This is a genomic window from Gluconobacter sp. OJA (assembly GCF_039638325.1).
Classification (GTDB): domain Bacteria; phylum Pseudomonadota; class Alphaproteobacteria; order Acetobacterales; family Acetobacteraceae; genus Gluconobacter; species Gluconobacter cerinus.
This window is the reverse complement of sequence record NZ_JBDIWI010000001.1, coordinates 252,255-266,857: the sequence shown is the minus strand read 5'-3', so window position 1 is coordinate 266,857 and position 14,603 is coordinate 252,255. Positions and strand designations below refer to the sequence as shown.

Sequence of the window (14,603 nt, the reverse complement as noted above, 5' to 3'; positions counted from 1 at the left end):
TTTTCCAGAGCACGCCATCTTTTCGCTCTCGGAAGATACAGTATAGAGAGCGGTATGCCTTTTCCTGTTTCTTATGACCCCGATGCGGTCGACAGCGCCGCCCATCTGATTCAAGTCGCACTGACGCCAGTTTTCATGCTTTCTGGCATTGGAACACTGATCAACGTTTTCAACACACGTCTTGCCCGCGTGGCAGACCACCTCGAAGACGTACGAAAAAAACTGGCCGCCCCACCGTCCGACACCGATACGCCAGACCCTTTTTATACACCGGAACGGCTGGCAGCCCACGAACTCAGACTCCATCGGCGAATCTTTGTTCTGGACGCCGCCATCATGCTCAACGCCATCGGCGGGGCCTCGACCTGCGGCGCGGCAATGGCTCTTTTCGTCGGCTCGCTGCGCGATGCAAGCACATCCACATGGCTGCTAGCCTTTTTCGGCATAGCTCTGGCCTGCACTGTTGGCGCTCTTTTCTTCTTTCTGGCGGACACGCTTCTCAGTTGGCACGGGCTACGACGCGACGGGCTTTCTCTTTCGTCCCCCAAGAAAAATTGAGGCCTCGCGCAATTTTATTGCGCGAATGGGCTAGTTCCAAAATTTTGATACCCTAAATTGCTAGGGAAGCGACAATAGAACACCCCTGAACTGAAACGTGAAATAATCGCTGCTTCGGGTCAGGGGAGGGCATTTCATGAATTGCAGCAAAGTTCTGGCAGGGATTTATGCGTTAAACGCAGGTCTGATCCCGCGTCTTCATTTGTTGCCTTGAAAGTGGTTTCTGGAGTTTCTCCCGTCCCACGCCATCAACGGCAAGTAAAACGGAGAAAAATTCCATGACGTCCATGACCCTGATCCACCTGATCGGCCTGCCAACCAATCTTCTCGCCCAGTTCTCAATGGTCGCATTCGTGCCTGTTATCGGCGCCCTGATGATCGCTACTGTTGCAGCTGACCGCGTTTCTTCCAAAGGCTGACATTCAGCCTTTGGTCACGCCTTGGCTCTTCGCGAGCAGGGCTTCAGTGACGAACGGATAAATAGGAATTCGGATCCAGACGACGACGCCACAAGTCGCTGATCCAGCAGCCCATGATTCCGATCATCATGCCCACTGATGTGGACCCGATCCAGTGTGACGGTAGCAGCGCCATTAAAACGCCTGCGCCTCCTGCGATGGTCCAGTTCAGTGTACCAATCAGGGCAGATGCTGCTCCTGCCTGATGCCCGTGATGCGTCAGGGCCAGAACACCAGCGTTTGGCCCGACAAATCCGAGCGACGACGTCGTGCAAAAGATCAGGATACAGAGTATCCAGGGGTTTTGTGGCCCAACCAGCCCCAGCGAACAAACCAGCACACCAAGCAGTGTGAAAGTCAGAACAGCCAGCATTCCGTATTCCATGACTCTGGTAAACAGAAAGCGCTGCGCCATCCGTGCATTGATCTGTGATCCAATGACGAAGCCTACCGCGTTCAGCCCGAAGAAGATGGCGAACAGACGCGGCGAAAAATGCAGAATGCCTTCAAAAAGAGCCGGGGCATTGGAAAGATAGGCAAACATCGTAAAGGTGCCAAAGCTCGCAACCATGGCAGCAGAGCAGAACAGCGGCTCTGTAATCAGCCCCCAATACCGGGTGACCACTCCTGTAAAAGGGAGCGCAAACCGCTTCTCTGGTGGAAACGTATCTGGCAGCAGGAACCACGTTCCAATGAACAGCAACACTCCGAACCCTGCGCCAACCCAGAAGATCAGTCTCCACTCCCCCAGATCCAGCAGGAAACTGCCGATGGAAGGTGCCAGAAGCGGCCCAAGACCAAAAATCAGCATCAACTGGGACATCAGCTTCACACCAGCAGGCCCGGTAGCAACGTCCCGCACCATGGCTCGTGGCGCTACCGACGTTGTCGCCCCTCCCATGGCCGCGATGAAACGCAGAATGCAGAACAGGTGGAAGTTTGTGACCACGGCCAGCAGGGCAGACGCAATCACATAGACCACCAGCCCCAGCAGAAGCGGTAATTTACGTCCATAGCGGTCACAAAGTGGGCCGAGTGTAAACTGCCCGATCGCCAACCCGGCGAGCCAGGCTGTTAGCGTCAACTGGGCTGAACCCGCCCCCTGCCCCAGATCATGTTCCAGCATGGGAAATGCTGGCAGATACATATCTGTCGAAACCGGTCCAAGGATGAAAATAAGACCGATCAAAATCCGAACGACCGGCGAAAGGGTCGTTACAGGAGCATCAGGGGTGGAGGAAGTGGACAAAAGTACACCACGTCATGGCAGGGCGATAAACAGGAAAACGGGCCCCTCATTAAAGAGAAGCCCGTTTCGGTACTCAACGCCTTTTTATGCGCCCTGACCATCCCCGAAAAAGCAGAAACGATCAGGAAAACAGGGAAGACTGGAAGATTATTTCCCCCAGCCAGCCAGCACGCTGTCCTTCACACTCTTCGGAAGGCCAACATAATCAAGGCGGGCATTGTCCGCGTCACCGTTCTGGAAACCCCAGGCGAAGAAGTCACGAACAGCCTTGGCTGCCTTTGCATCCTTCGGGTTTGTCGGCACCAGAACGAATGTTGCAGTCACGATAGGCCAAGCGCCTGCGCCAGCCGTGTCGAGCAGGTTCACAGCATAATGATCAGCATGAACCCAGTCAGCAGCGTTTGCGGCTTCCACGAAGCTCTTGAGCGTCGGGGAGACAAACGCACCCGTATGGTTCTTCATCTGGGCAATATTCAGATGGTTCTGTGCAGCATAGGAATATTCGACGTAGCCGATGCCACCTTCCGTCTGCTTGACCATTGCTGCCACGCCGTCGTTGCCGCGAGCACCAGAGCCACCCGGCCATGCGATTGACGTGCCAGCACCCAGCTTCTGCTTCCACTCAGGGGAAACCTGGGACAGATAAGACGTAAAGACAAAGCTCGTGCCAGAACCATCCGCGCGATGAACCGGCGCAACATCCGTTTCCGGCAGCTTCAGACCCGGGTTCAGGGCCTTGATGCGGTCGTCATCCCATTCCGTGATTTCGCCATCATACAGGGCCGCAAGCGTCGGGCCGTCCAGACGCAGGCTGCCTGGCTCGATTCCAGGAACGTTGGCGACAACGACAATGCCGCTCATCACGGTCGGAAACTGATACAGGTGTTCAGCAGCCAGACGATCGCCAGCCATCGGCTTGTCCGAAGCGCCGAAGTCGACGGTACGAGCGATAACCTGATCCTGACCGGCGCTGGAGCCGACACTCTGATAGTTCACGTTGACGCCGATCTGCGTCTTGGCGCCAGCACCCCATGCTCCATAGATGGGAGCGGCAAAGCTGGAACCTGCACCCGTGATTTCCGCAGCACGGGCGGAAGACAGCGAGACAGAACCAAGGGCCGTCATTGCGACAAAACCGAAAAGCGCGAGCTTGTTCTTAATCATGATGATCCCTAACCGGGCATTGGTAAACGGAGTTATGTACTAGCCCCAGCCCTTCAAGGGAAACAGGGGGAGCCTCATGATAGTTTCATGACAGACTCAGAGGGCCTGATGCACAAATATCACACCCATTTTTCATTCCCCGAATGAGCCAAATAACGGGAGAAATTCGTCTTTTCCTAAAAGACACATATTTTCAAAGAGATGACAGGCTTTGTCATAAATGAGTCTTTTTCCCGTCATGAAACCTTCCCACTCTTCGAAAAACGGAATCAGATACCTCCGCTGTGGATCACCTGCCATTCATGCAAGGACGCACCACGGCAATGACTTTTTCTCTCCGAAGAACAACTGCTCTTCTGGCGACTTCGACCCTGATGTCTCTTGGAATATTCGCTGGACAGGCACACGCGGCTGACCAGATGGAAATCATGGAACGTCAGATCCACGCGATGCAGGCGCAGTTGAATGCCCTGAAGAAAGAGCATAACGACGAGATCAAGCGGGCCAAAGCCGTCCTTGCCCGCCAGCGTGAAGAGGCTGAAAACAATCCTTACGGTCAGCGCAGCAGCTACATCGGCTCACACCAGCAATCCACGGCGCCGCTTATCACTGTGCGGCAGGGCACAGGTGGTCCGGACAGTGGCCGCCCGGCGTCAGACCGTGCAGACATCACCTCCTGGGCTGACTTCCAGCGCGCAACGTCCCAGGACGAAGAAGTTACTGTCGGCGGTGTGAAAATCGGCTTCCCGAAGGGCCGCCCCACCATCCAGTCTTCTGATGGAGCTTACGCACTCTCCATCGGCCTCGCCTTTCATGAAGACTTTGGCGGGTTCTTTAATTCGGGCCCACGCCGTGGTGAAAGCCGTGGCGCTTTCAATAGCTTTACCTCCAACATGCGCCGTCTGCGTATTCCGTTCATGTTCCGCTACAAGAACTGGGTCGCAGCCGTTACGCCTGACTTTGGTGCGAACCATAACGACGGCTATGTCGGACTCTATGAAGGCAACCTGAACTACACGGGCTTCCGCAATACAATCCTTACCGCCGGTTACTTTCAGCCTCGCGTGACGGAAGAGGACTCCGAGAGCTCCAACGACTTCTTCACGCTTGAACGTCCGAGCATTACCGACATGGTCCGCAACATCGCTGCTGGCGATGCCCGCTTCAGTGTTGGCGGGCTGCATTATGAAAAGCGTTGGTGGGTTGCAGGGTACTTCACGGGCCAGGAATGGGGCCACCGCAATGGCTCTGACAATGGCAGCACCTATTATGGTGGCGGCAGCAGCAACACCGTTGACAGCCAGACAGGCGGAACGCTTCGTGTTGCAGGCCGTCCGGTTGCCACGAAGGACTGGGATGTCCACGTGGGCGTATCAGGCATTTCCGCATTTCGCGTAGCCTGCAACACTGGAACGAGCACCACCTCCTGCTCGCGCTCCACGTCTTTTGGTCAGCGTCCCGAGTTTGATATCGGTGAAGCCAACCTTGCTGGAACGGGCACGATCAGCAATGCCGCACAGGTGTGGGCTGCCGGTCCTGAACTGGGCGTTCGCTGGAAGCGCCTGATCGTCAAGGGTGAGTACTATCATGTTGGCGTTCAGCGCTCTGGCGCTGGCCTGAAGTCTGCTGGCTTCCAGGGCTGGTACGGCTCCGCAGCTTACACGATCCTCGGCGACCCACGCATGTACAACTATAAGGAAGGCGCGTTTGGTGCCCCTGGCGTCAAGTCTTCTGAAGAGTTCAACCCTGCTCTCAACCAGTGGGGCGCTCTTGAAGTTGTTGGCCACTACAGCGTGATCGACCTCAACAGCAACCTGAACGATCCCAACCCAAGCAATGTCATCCGTGGTGGTCAGCAGACTGTCTGGACGGGTGGCCTAAACTGGTACCCCAACCGTCATTTCCGCTTCATGCTGGATTACAGCCACTTCATCGTGTCCCGCAGCATGCAGGCGACCAATTTGTACGGTCGCACTGGAAACTCTATTGCAGCCCGAATTCAGGCTGGTTTCTAACACTCTACCTTTTCTCAGACAGGCGGGGCGGATCATGGATCCGACCCGCCTTTTTCATTTATGGAGCATGAGACAAGAACAATATCGTCCGCAGCAGCCAGTTTCCTGTCGCACAATGACACGCACCTCATTGTGGTTTCTGTCTAAAGTAGTTGGCCTTCGCTTGTATTACGCTTGCGATATTGGCCCCGACAGACGAGCTGCCCCTCCAGGACGCCCTTTTGCTTATGTATGTCTCTTTGCCCCGTTTGAGTTCCCTCGCAGCAACGACCCTTTTATTATCTCTGGCTCCCGCCCTTCCCGCTTTCTCTGCCGATAGACTGGAAATCATGGAGCGCCAGATCCGGGCGATGCAGGCTGAAGTTCAGAAACTCAAGAAAGAGCGCAATGAGGAACTCAGGCAGGCACGAGCCGTCCTGGCACATCAGCGCGAAGAGACAGAAGCGAATCCCTACCGGCAACGCGCGGCCTTTCTCCCGCCTCCTCCCCTCCTTCAGGCCATGCCGGCAATTGCCCCACTTACAATCCGCAGACCTGGTGCCCACCCGCAGGACACGCCGCCATCTGACCGCGGTATCGTGACATCGTGGCGGGATTTCCGGGCCGCCACAGCCCAGGATGAGGAAGTCAGCGTTGGGGGGATCAAGATTGGCTTCCCCAATGGACGCCCGACCTTCAAGACATCTGATGGTGCCTACGCCTTATCCATAGGTCTGGCTTTTCAGGAAGATTTTGGAGGTTTCCCAAGCGTTTCACGTAGGAATGGGGAGGACCGCGGCAACTTCAACAGCTTCACGTCCAACAGTCGGCGTCTCCGCATTCCGTTCACTTTCCGCTACAAAGACTGGGTCGCAAACGTCACGCCCGACTTTGGGCATGGCAATAATGATGGGCAGGTCGGCCTTTATGAAGCCAACATCAATTATGCCGGCCTCCACAACACAGTCTTGACCGTTGGATATTTTCAACCGCGTGTGACGGAAGAAGATGCGGAAAGTTCGAATGACTTCATGTTTGTCGAACGTCCGGCAATCATTGACCTTGTTCGTACGATCGCCGCTAACGATGCCAGATTCAGTGTCGGCGGCATGCACTATGCCGATCGCTGGTGGATTGGCAGTTACTTCACTGGCCAGGAATGGGGTAACCGCAACGAACGTGGTTATTACGCCAGCATCGGGGACAACATCACAGATAGTCAGACAGGCGGGACTTTCCGGGTCGCAGGGCGCCCGATCGTGACCAAAGATGTGGACATGCATGTCGGCATTTCATCCATTGCGTCTTTCAAGGTGGCAAAAAGCGCAACCGGCCGCAGTTATACCTTTGCTCAACGCCCGGAAATCAATCTGGGTGAATCCATTCTTATGACCACAGGCGCTATCAGTAATGTTGCACAGCTCTGGTCGGCAGGGCCGGAGTTTGCATTGCGATGGAAGCGGCTCCTGGTCAAAGCCGAGTATTATCGCATTGGTGTCGAACGCTCGGGCGGCCTGCCCTCACTTGGATTTCAGGGGTGGTATGGGGCCGTTGGGTACACGCTGTTTGGGAACCCGCGACGATACAGCATTCAGGAAGGAGGATTTCTTGCCCCAGGCGTTTCTCCGGACCAGGAATTTGACCCGCTGCATGATCGTTGGGGAGCTCTGGAAATCGCAGCCCGTTACAGTGTGGCGGATCTAAACAGCCGCATTGACGATACAGATGGCGTCCGTGGTGGACAGCAGACTGTCTGGGCGACAGGCCTGAGCTGGTATCCCAATCGTTATTTTAAATTTATGCTGGACTATAACCACTTCATTGTCAGTCGCTCTTCCGCCACCGTTAACCTCTATGGTCGCAACGGAGATGCGGTTGTCGGACGCATTCAGTCAACATTCTGAACAGCATTCATTTGAAACCCAATGAAATGTTCCGGAAAATTATTTTTTCCAGACAAACTCTCCCGCTCCAGAGATCTTCCAGTTATTGTAGAATTTTATATTCGGTATTTGGAAAGACTTTCTCTTGCTTAAATGGCTTCTTGGGGCGTTCCTCTGCCTTCTTGTCGTTTGTAGTGCGATCATCGGAGGCGGCTGGTTCTGGATCGACCAGAAAGATTTCTCTGCACTTGCGACCCAGAAGCTCGAAAAAGCCACAGGCCGAACGGTCAAGATCGGTTCTCTACGCGTTCGCGCTGGAAGCTGGATCACGATAGACGCCAAGGACCTACATCTGGCCAATATTCCGGGAGGGAGCCGTCCAGATATGGTGAGTGTGGGCGCCCTGCATGCTAGGATAAGAGTGACCTCACTTTTGCATGGGCCAATTGAAACACGCGATGTTACGATTGACCACTTCTCAGGTCTTTTTGAACGAACGCCGGACCGGACGCCTAACTGGCGCTTTAAGCCTCAAAAAACTTCCGATCATGCAGAGACCGAACACTCCGGCTCTGACAAGCCAGACCTGAGTTGGTTTCCGGGACTGCGTAACGCTACGATTACGGACAGCGATGTCACTTATCGCTCCGCAAAGGGCTCTTCGTATCAAGTCGGCATGCAGCATGTGACTTTTCAGTCCGATAATGATGCATCACCTTTGATTATGGCGTTTCAGGGCGCGTACAACGGCACTCCCGTCACGCTGGATGCCACCATGCAGCCGCTTGAGGTTCTACGCCGCGCGCCAGAGCCCTATGGGGCTAAAGCACATATTACTTCTGGCGATCTTGTCATCGATTTCGACGGCACCCTGACAGACGCTCTGAACTTTGATGGTGTGAACGGCAATATTGCCCTTTCCACACCAACTGCGTCTCCAGTGTTCGAACTCGCTGGGCTATCGGGCACTCACCCTGCTGTTCCATTGGCTCTGAAAGGAACCTTCAGCCATACCGGAGACAACTGGCATCTTACGAATGCCTCAGGCAATTTCCAGAACAGCAAAATAAAAAGTGGGACCTTCGATCTCAACGAAGGCGGTAACGGCAAGCCCGATATCATTGCGACAGACCTGAATCTGGGCCGCGTAGATCTCAATGATCTGAATAAAGCCCTCTCATCCGGAAAATCTTCCGGATCAACCGATATTCCGTTGATTGCCCCTGCCAATCCGGATCCGGTTCTGCACGTCAAACTCACCGCAGATGAGATCCTCTACAACGCCCTTACATTCTCGAAACTGAAACTGGAGGCATCCCAAACACCGGGTCGCATTGACGTCAGCACTTTAGCACTAGGTTATCTGGGCGCGGGGCTTCAGGCCAACGGTCACATGGAAGACCAAGGCGGACATTCGCGCGTCACAGCCAACATCGCTCTATCCCATGGTGATATTGATCGCCTTCGCCGTACCGCCGGTCTCGCTCCCGTCCCGGTCAAAGGTGCCCTGTCGATCCGTATTATCGCTTCAGCAAATAATGTCCGCACTTTGAACGAAGCTACGCGGAAGGCCGATCTGGTTGCCGCGGTCAGCATGGAAAAAGGCGAAATTGCCCGTGAAATCGTGGAAGCTGCATCCATGGATCTTCGGCTACTGTTCCGGCACGCCAAGGGAACGACACCGATCACCTGTATGCTTGGTGTTCTGGAGATGCACCAGGGGATTGGGAAAGTTGTTCCGCTGCGCCTGAAAACGAGTACCGGTGTTCTGGCTGCCAAGGCAGATTTTGATCTGAACCGTCGGTGGTTAGACCTTGTTTTCGCGAGCCGACCATTCTCAACAAGCTTTTTTGCTCTCGATATCCCAATACGTGTGAGCGGACGTTTTGACAGCCCAAATTTGAGCATTGCGAAGTGGTCGAAAAAGGGACGGGATCTTTTGGCGGATTCCAACGAATTGACAATGCTTCCAGCCGCACTCCGCTCCTTTGCATCATCGAATGCCTGCGTTCGCCCCACGCGATGACACACCATTCCAGCAGTTGGGACGTCACCGATTTGCTCCCTCAATGTGCGCAGGTTATGCAGACCCCATAGCGCTTGGAGAGTTTCTGTTATGCGTATAGCAATGATCGGTGGTGGTTACGTCGGACTGGTCTCCGGTGCGTGCTTTGCCGAATTCGGTTCAGATGTAGCCGTTGTCGAGCGGGACCCCAAGAAACTGGCAGCCCTGCGTGAAGGCCGTATTCCCATCTATGAGCCGGGTCTTGATGCCATTGTTGCCAAGAATACCGAGACCGGGCGCCTAACATTCGGAGACGACCTGTCAGCCGCCATTAGTGGGGCGGATGCTGTCTTTATCGCCGTCGGCACCCCGACCCGACGAGGTGATGGTCATGCAGACCTCACCTACGTCTATGCTGCAACAGAAGAAATCGCCCGATCGGCCAAAGAGGGCCTGCTCGTCGTTACAAAGTCTACGGTTCCCGTCGGAACGGGACGCGAAGTGGCGCGGATCCTAAGAGAAACACGTCCCGAGCTCACATTCGACGTTGCCTCAAATCCCGAATTCCTACGCGAAGGTAACGCGATCGGGGACTTCATGCGTCCGGATCGCGTGATCATCGGAATCGATACATCGGGTCCCGATGAGGGCGAGCGGGCGACAAGAATCATGCGTGAAGTCTATCGCCCTCTGCATCTTATCGAGGCACCCATCGTCATCACCGATCTTGAGACGGCGGAGCTCACCAAATACGCGGCCAATGCCTTTCTCGCCATGAAAGTCACGTTTATCAACGAGATGGCTGATCTTTGCGAAAAAGTGGGAGGCAATATCCATGATGTCGCGCGTGGCATGGGCCTCGATCAGCGCATTGGTCGGCGCTTTCTGCATCCCGGGCCCGGCTATGGCGGGTCATGCTTCCCGAAAGATACACGCGCCCTGACAGCAATCGCGAGTGACGCTGGCGCCCCATCCCGCTTGGTGGAAGCCACCGTGGCGGTAAACGAAGACCGCAAGAGCCGCATGGCAGAACGCATTATTGCTCAGGCTGGAGGCTCCGTCCAAGGCAAGACCGTGGGTGTTTTAGGCCTGACCTTCAAACCAGACACTGATGACATGCGTGAGGCTGCTTCCTTACCTATCCTCGCCCATCTTCATGACGCAGGCGCCCGGATTCAGGCCTTTGATCCCGAGGGCATGGATCCTGCCCGTGCGCTTCTTCCTGACGGGGTCATTTATTGTGAGGATGCACTGGAAGCAGCTACCGACGCTGACATTCTGGTCGTTCTGACGGAGTGGAACGTGTTTCGCGCCATTGATCCGGACCGCCTGAGCAAAGCCATGCGAGGGAAGGCAATCGCTGATCTCAGAAACATCTGGAACCCCGCGACCATGCGGGCTGCCGGATTTGACTACAGCTCGATCGGCCGAATCTGAGCATAAAAAAAGCCGGCTCCATGCGAGAGCCGGCTTTTTTTGAGGCATTGCTTTCCTTGAAGTCAGGACTTGTGAACGGGGGCAAAGGTTCCGTTTCGAAGGCTCATTTCAAGTTGTTCCAGAGACTGTCCTTTGGTTTCCGGCACGTAGCGCAGCACGAACAGGAATGCCGCTGCATTGACGAGGGCGAAAAGCCAGAACGTCATGTGCGCACCCAGCCCCTGAACCAGCGAGAGAGTCGTCAGGGAGATCAGAAGATCTGCTCCCCAATGGCTACCCGCGACAAGGCTCATACCTTTGCCACGGCAGGACAGCGGATAAACCTCAGCACCAACCAGCCAGACCGCAACCGACAGACTACCCGTGTTGCAGATCGTGTAACCCATGATCGCGAGAACCGTGATCCATGCGCCAGCACCGCCCTTCATATGAAGAGCAAACATTGCACCGAGCACGATCAGGGAAATAACTGCACCAGGCAGCAAACGTAGGATCAGTGTCCGGCGGCCCCAGTTATCGACAGCCCAACCACCAAAGACCGTCGCGCAGACCATCGCCAGGCCAACCGCAACGGACGTCAGAAGAGCAGATTCCTGTCCGAAGCCTGCATCCGCAAAGATCGTTGGAGCGTAGTACAAAACCGCGTTGATGCCGGTTAGCTGACAGAGCAGCGCAATACCAACAGACGCGATAAGCGCTGGTCGAACCCAAGGCTTGGCAAGTTCTGACCAAGGAGCCTGCTCATCATGGTTGTCTATGATGGCCTGAAGCTCATTCTGGGCAACTTCTTCCGAAGACCGCACCCGACGCAGAACAGCAAGAGCTTCATCTGTGCGTCCTTTGAGCGCGAGCCACCGTGGGCTGTTAGGCAGAAAACCCATTCCGACAAAGAGAATCAGTGCCGGCAGCATGCCGATGCCAAACATGATCCGCCAGCTGCTGTCCCGGAGAAAATAGCCTGTCAGGAAGGAAATCGTGACGCCCGAAACAATCGCAAGCTGGAAGCCAACAACCAGGCGTCCACGCCGGTTGGGCGGCGAAATTTCTGCAATGTAAATGGGGACAATCTGAGACGCCGCACCAATCGCAAGCCCCAGAATCAGACGCGATACGATAAGAACCGTAACCCCTTGAGCAGCCGATGCAAGCGCAGTGCCACCAAGAAACAAGGCGGCAGCAAGCATGACCGTCCGGCGGCGGCCAAACCGGTCTGAGATGCCACCTGCCCCAAGACAGCCAATCAGCGCACCGAGAATGATGGCGGACGTTACAATCTCGGACCCGATCGTATCGAGATGAAACTGCTCCCGAATCTGTAGAAGTGCTGACGATATGATCCCGGTATCATACCCGAAAAGCAGACCACCCGTTGCAGAGATGGTGGCGATGAAGTTGGTCAGCGCTTCTCCGCTGAGCCGTCGTGAAACATCAAGGGACTGCGTCATTAGGGTCTTCTTCCGTCCGTGAGCAGGGTCATTCGGGGTGGGTGCTTCTTTAACGTTACAGCACCTAAAGGAACATCATAAAAGTGAGTATTTTCATATTTCGATGATATTTATGTTATTTATCACCCAGATGTGACATTCCATGATGCAAGTTTGTCACATCTGACCGCATTGCTGGCGGTTGAACTTTGTCTGTCACCACAGGGACAAAGCGAACATCAGGCCCGCTTTCCCAAGACTAGTCCGTTTTTAGGAAGAGACCACGATCACCATACAGCGAGGAGCGGCGTGGTAGGCCTGTTCTCCCGGAATATTGAAAACTCCCGTCAATAACAGGGTAATCAGACAACAGATGGATCAGAATCCATCCGCTCTACACATCATACGATCGATAAAAAATCTGTAGCTCTTTTGTGACTGAGAATAGTCACGATATCATGGAGCGAATTTTCTAGATTGGAAATATCAAGGATACTTCCGAGAGAAATTCTGGCTCGCTGCGGAAAGTCACCATCCACTGTAAACACGTTGCTCGGGACCAATGCGATACCACGATGGCGCGCATATGATACAAAATCCACGCTACTCCACCACTCAGGAAGCTTTAACCACACATGCGGACCATTGGGATCCATGCCGTGGCTATCCCCCAGAATGTTTCGGGCGATCGACTGCCTGAGTCGTAATTCCTGCTTAATAGACCCCAAAATCTCTTTGGACTGTCCCGTCTGCATCCAGCGCAATGTCAGTGCACTCAATAGTCCTGCGTTTGTGAGGGCAAACGCGCGAACGGCCACAGCAAAGCGTCTGGTCATTTCGGCGTTTGGCAGAGCCACATAAGCGGTTCGCAAGCCAGGGCTCAGAACCTTCGCCAAGGTAGAGATATAGATTACACGGCCATGGTCGAGGGCGGCCAATGCAGGGATGGGATTGTCGTGCAGCAAACTGTAAGGATCATCTTCCACGACATAGAGACGATTATCGTGGACAATCTTCAGGATGTCCTTACGGCGCTCCAGCGACATTGTTACGGTCGTCGGGTTCTGAATAGCGGGAATACAATAAAGCGCTTTTGGCTGATATTGTCGGCAGGCTATTTCCAGTTGTTCGGGTAAGAACCCATTTTCGTCGCCATCTACCCCGACAAGAATAATCCCGAGTTGATCAGCAACGGTCCGTATCCCTGAATAGGTAATACGATCCGTCAAAATAATGTCGCCCGGGCTAGTCAGAATACTCATGGCTGCCGCAAGAGCAGTCTGAGCGCCAGGTACAACCAGCACATCATCTGGACGTCTTGATCCAATAACGGGCTCAATCCACCTTACCGCATGCTGGCGCTCTTCCAGTGTCCCACCCGTTACGCGGTATGACATGAGATTGGAGATATTCTGCTTCTTCAAAAGAGCCGCAAGATCACTCTGCATAATGCGTTGAAGTGGGGGATTTTGAGGTATCGGCGGCAAATTCATCGTCATGTCAACAATGGCCGCTTTGGGAGATCGCCAATGGCTGACCTCGGCCCCCATCCTGACAAAAGTGCCGCGCCCTACTGTTGCATTAATCAGTCCACGGCGATGCGCTTCCCTGAATGCCCGCGTTACGGTTGTAAGGTTTGTCTCAAGGGCACTGGCTATTTCCCGCTGTGTAGGAAGCCGTTCACCACCGTGAATAATACCATTACGGATTGAGGCCGCCAAAGCCTCTACAATCGCGAGGTACATAGGCCCGTTATAAAGGCCTACGTATTCGTTCCATTTTTCTAATAATTTTTTGTTTTTCATCGATAAGACGCTTGATTATTTTCTAAGCGACTTCAGGATAAAACCGAAAAAGCGGTCCATCGCCGGACCAATAAAATATCCAACGAATATGGATGCAAATGCCAGAGGCCATGCAAGATATTCATACGGTGCAAACCAAGCCTGGCCTTGAATAATCGTTATGACGGTTATGGCAACCAAAACGAAACCCCAAAGCGAAGACGACATAAAGGGAGCGAAATACCGCCCGTAAATCCCATTTTCTTTTTCAGAAATCGCTTTCGATATACCAATATGATACAGAAAAATCATTGATGAGACAAAGCAACCGAACAATGCCATCCAGCTTGTGTGGAAGTGATTTTTATCGTCAATATATGTGTAGTAAAGAGCCAGCGCCACATAGGCATGCGCCAAGAATAGCCCCAGAACCATGCCAAAAAGCCGATGCTTCAAGACTGTCTCAGCTTCAACGTTTTTATTATTATAAACTTCGTTCTTATTAAATTGCTCAATCATGATTCTATTCTCTGTCCTGCAGCACGGTCCAAGGCGTCGAGGTCAGTATATCCTCTGTCCATGAGCCTCCACTCTTTGGCGCAGATTGTCTGCCCTTTAGCGCCAATATGCAAATTTCTGCAAACAGA

The 14,603-nt window shown here is 54.0% G+C and carries 11 protein-coding genes; 6 read left to right on the top strand and 5 right to left on the bottom strand.

Annotated elements, in window-relative coordinates; genetic code table 11:
* Positions 1-54: 54 nt before the first annotated feature.
* Both ABDK75_RS01215 and ABDK75_RS01210 read left to right on the top strand, forming a co-directional pair.
* Positions 55-558 (top strand): DUF2721 domain-containing protein, encoded by a 504-nt coding sequence (locus ABDK75_RS01215; RefSeq protein WP_064275264.1) that lies wholly within the window; start codon positions 55-57, stop codon positions 556-558.
* A 278-nt stretch (positions 559-836) separates the two neighbouring features.
* A complete protein-coding gene (locus tag ABDK75_RS01210; protein WP_157091237.1) occupies positions 837-977 on the top strand; it encodes a hypothetical protein in 141 nt (46 codons plus the stop codon).
* 43 nt (positions 978-1,020) lie between these two features.
* Here the strand turns inward: ABDK75_RS01210 and ABDK75_RS01205 are convergent, their stop codons facing one another.
* Complete coding sequence (locus ABDK75_RS01205) at positions 1,021-2,265, bottom strand: multidrug effflux MFS transporter (RefSeq protein WP_064275263.1); 1,245 nt, start codon at positions 2,263-2,265, stop codon at positions 1,021-1,023.
* 147 nt (positions 2,266-2,412) lie between these two features.
* Positions 2,413-3,429: a phosphate ABC transporter substrate-binding protein PstS gene (gene pstS / locus ABDK75_RS01200; RefSeq protein ID WP_046900519.1), complete on the bottom strand. Its 1,017-nt coding sequence runs from the start codon at positions 3,427-3,429 to the stop codon at positions 2,413-2,415.
* Between the two features lie 323 nt (positions 3,430-3,752).
* Here pstS and ABDK75_RS01195 point away from each other — a divergent pair, with 323 nt between their 5' ends.
* From ABDK75_RS01195 to ABDK75_RS01180, 4 genes are all read left to right on the top strand, one after another.
* Positions 3,753-5,444: an OprO/OprP family phosphate-selective porin gene (locus ABDK75_RS01195; RefSeq protein WP_046900973.1), complete on the top strand. Its 1,692-nt coding sequence runs from the start codon at positions 3,753-3,755 to the stop codon at positions 5,442-5,444.
* Positions 5,445-5,671: 227 nt separating this feature from the next.
* Positions 5,672-7,327, top strand: a complete 1,656-nt coding sequence (locus ABDK75_RS01190) for a porin (RefSeq protein WP_346004745.1) — start codon at positions 5,672-5,674, stop codon at positions 7,325-7,327.
* 124 nt (positions 7,328-7,451) lie between these two features.
* Positions 7,452-9,332 (top strand): AsmA-like C-terminal region-containing protein, encoded by a 1,881-nt coding sequence (locus ABDK75_RS01185; protein WP_346004744.1) that lies wholly within the window; start codon positions 7,452-7,454, stop codon positions 9,330-9,332.
* 90 nt (positions 9,333-9,422) lie between these two features.
* Positions 9,423-10,748, top strand: coding sequence for a UDP-glucose/GDP-mannose dehydrogenase family protein (locus tag ABDK75_RS01180; protein WP_211515708.1), 1,326 nt, complete (start codon positions 9,423-9,425; stop codon positions 10,746-10,748).
* 62 nt (positions 10,749-10,810) lie between these two features.
* Here the strand turns inward: ABDK75_RS01180 and ABDK75_RS01175 are convergent, their stop codons facing one another.
* The 3 genes from ABDK75_RS01175 to ABDK75_RS01165 all read right to left on the bottom strand — a co-directional run bounded on the left by ABDK75_RS01175 (position 10,811) and on the right by ABDK75_RS01165 (position 14,475).
* Positions 10,811-12,193, bottom strand: a complete 1,383-nt coding sequence (locus ABDK75_RS01175) for a sugar porter family MFS transporter (protein ID WP_346004743.1) — start codon at positions 12,191-12,193, stop codon at positions 10,811-10,813.
* A gap of 380 nt (positions 12,194-12,573) precedes the next feature.
* The gene (locus ABDK75_RS01170) at positions 12,574-13,977 is read right to left on the bottom strand and encodes a PLP-dependent aminotransferase family protein (protein ID WP_346004742.1); all 1,404 of its coding nucleotides are present in this window, start codon (positions 13,975-13,977) and stop codon (positions 12,574-12,576) included.
* Between the two features lie 15 nt (positions 13,978-13,992).
* Entirely contained in the window at positions 13,993-14,475 is a 483-nt protein-coding gene (locus ABDK75_RS01165) for a hypothetical protein (RefSeq protein ID WP_099211446.1), read from the bottom strand.
* Positions 14,476-14,603 lie beyond the last annotated feature (128 nt).

Coding starts and splice junctions, on each gene's coding strand:
- ABDK75_RS01215 (WP_064275264.1), top strand. CDS start 55: ATGCCTTTTCCTGTTTCTTATGACCCCGATGCGGTCGACAGCGCCGCC.
- ABDK75_RS01210 (WP_157091237.1), top strand. CDS start 837: ATGACGTCCATGACCCTGATCCACCTGATCGGCCTGCCAACCAATCTT.
- pstS (WP_046900519.1), bottom strand. CDS start 3,429: ATGATTAAGAACAAGCTCGCGCTTTTCGGTTTTGTCGCAATGACGGCC.
- ABDK75_RS01195 (WP_046900973.1), top strand. CDS start 3,753: ATGACTTTTTCTCTCCGAAGAACAACTGCTCTTCTGGCGACTTCGACC.
- ABDK75_RS01190 (WP_346004745.1), top strand. CDS start 5,672: ATGTATGTCTCTTTGCCCCGTTTGAGTTCCCTCGCAGCAACGACCCTT.
- ABDK75_RS01180 (WP_211515708.1), top strand. CDS start 9,423: ATGCGTATAGCAATGATCGGTGGTGGTTACGTCGGACTGGTCTCCGGT.
- ABDK75_RS01175 (WP_346004743.1), bottom strand. CDS start 12,193: ATGACGCAGTCCCTTGATGTTTCACGACGGCTCAGCGGAGAAGCGCTG.
- ABDK75_RS01170 (WP_346004742.1), bottom strand. CDS start 13,977: ATGAAAAACAAAAAATTATTAGAAAAATGGAACGAATACGTAGGCCTT.
- ABDK75_RS01165 (WP_099211446.1), bottom strand. CDS start 14,475: ATGATTGAGCAATTTAATAAGAACGAAGTTTATAATAATAAAAACGTT.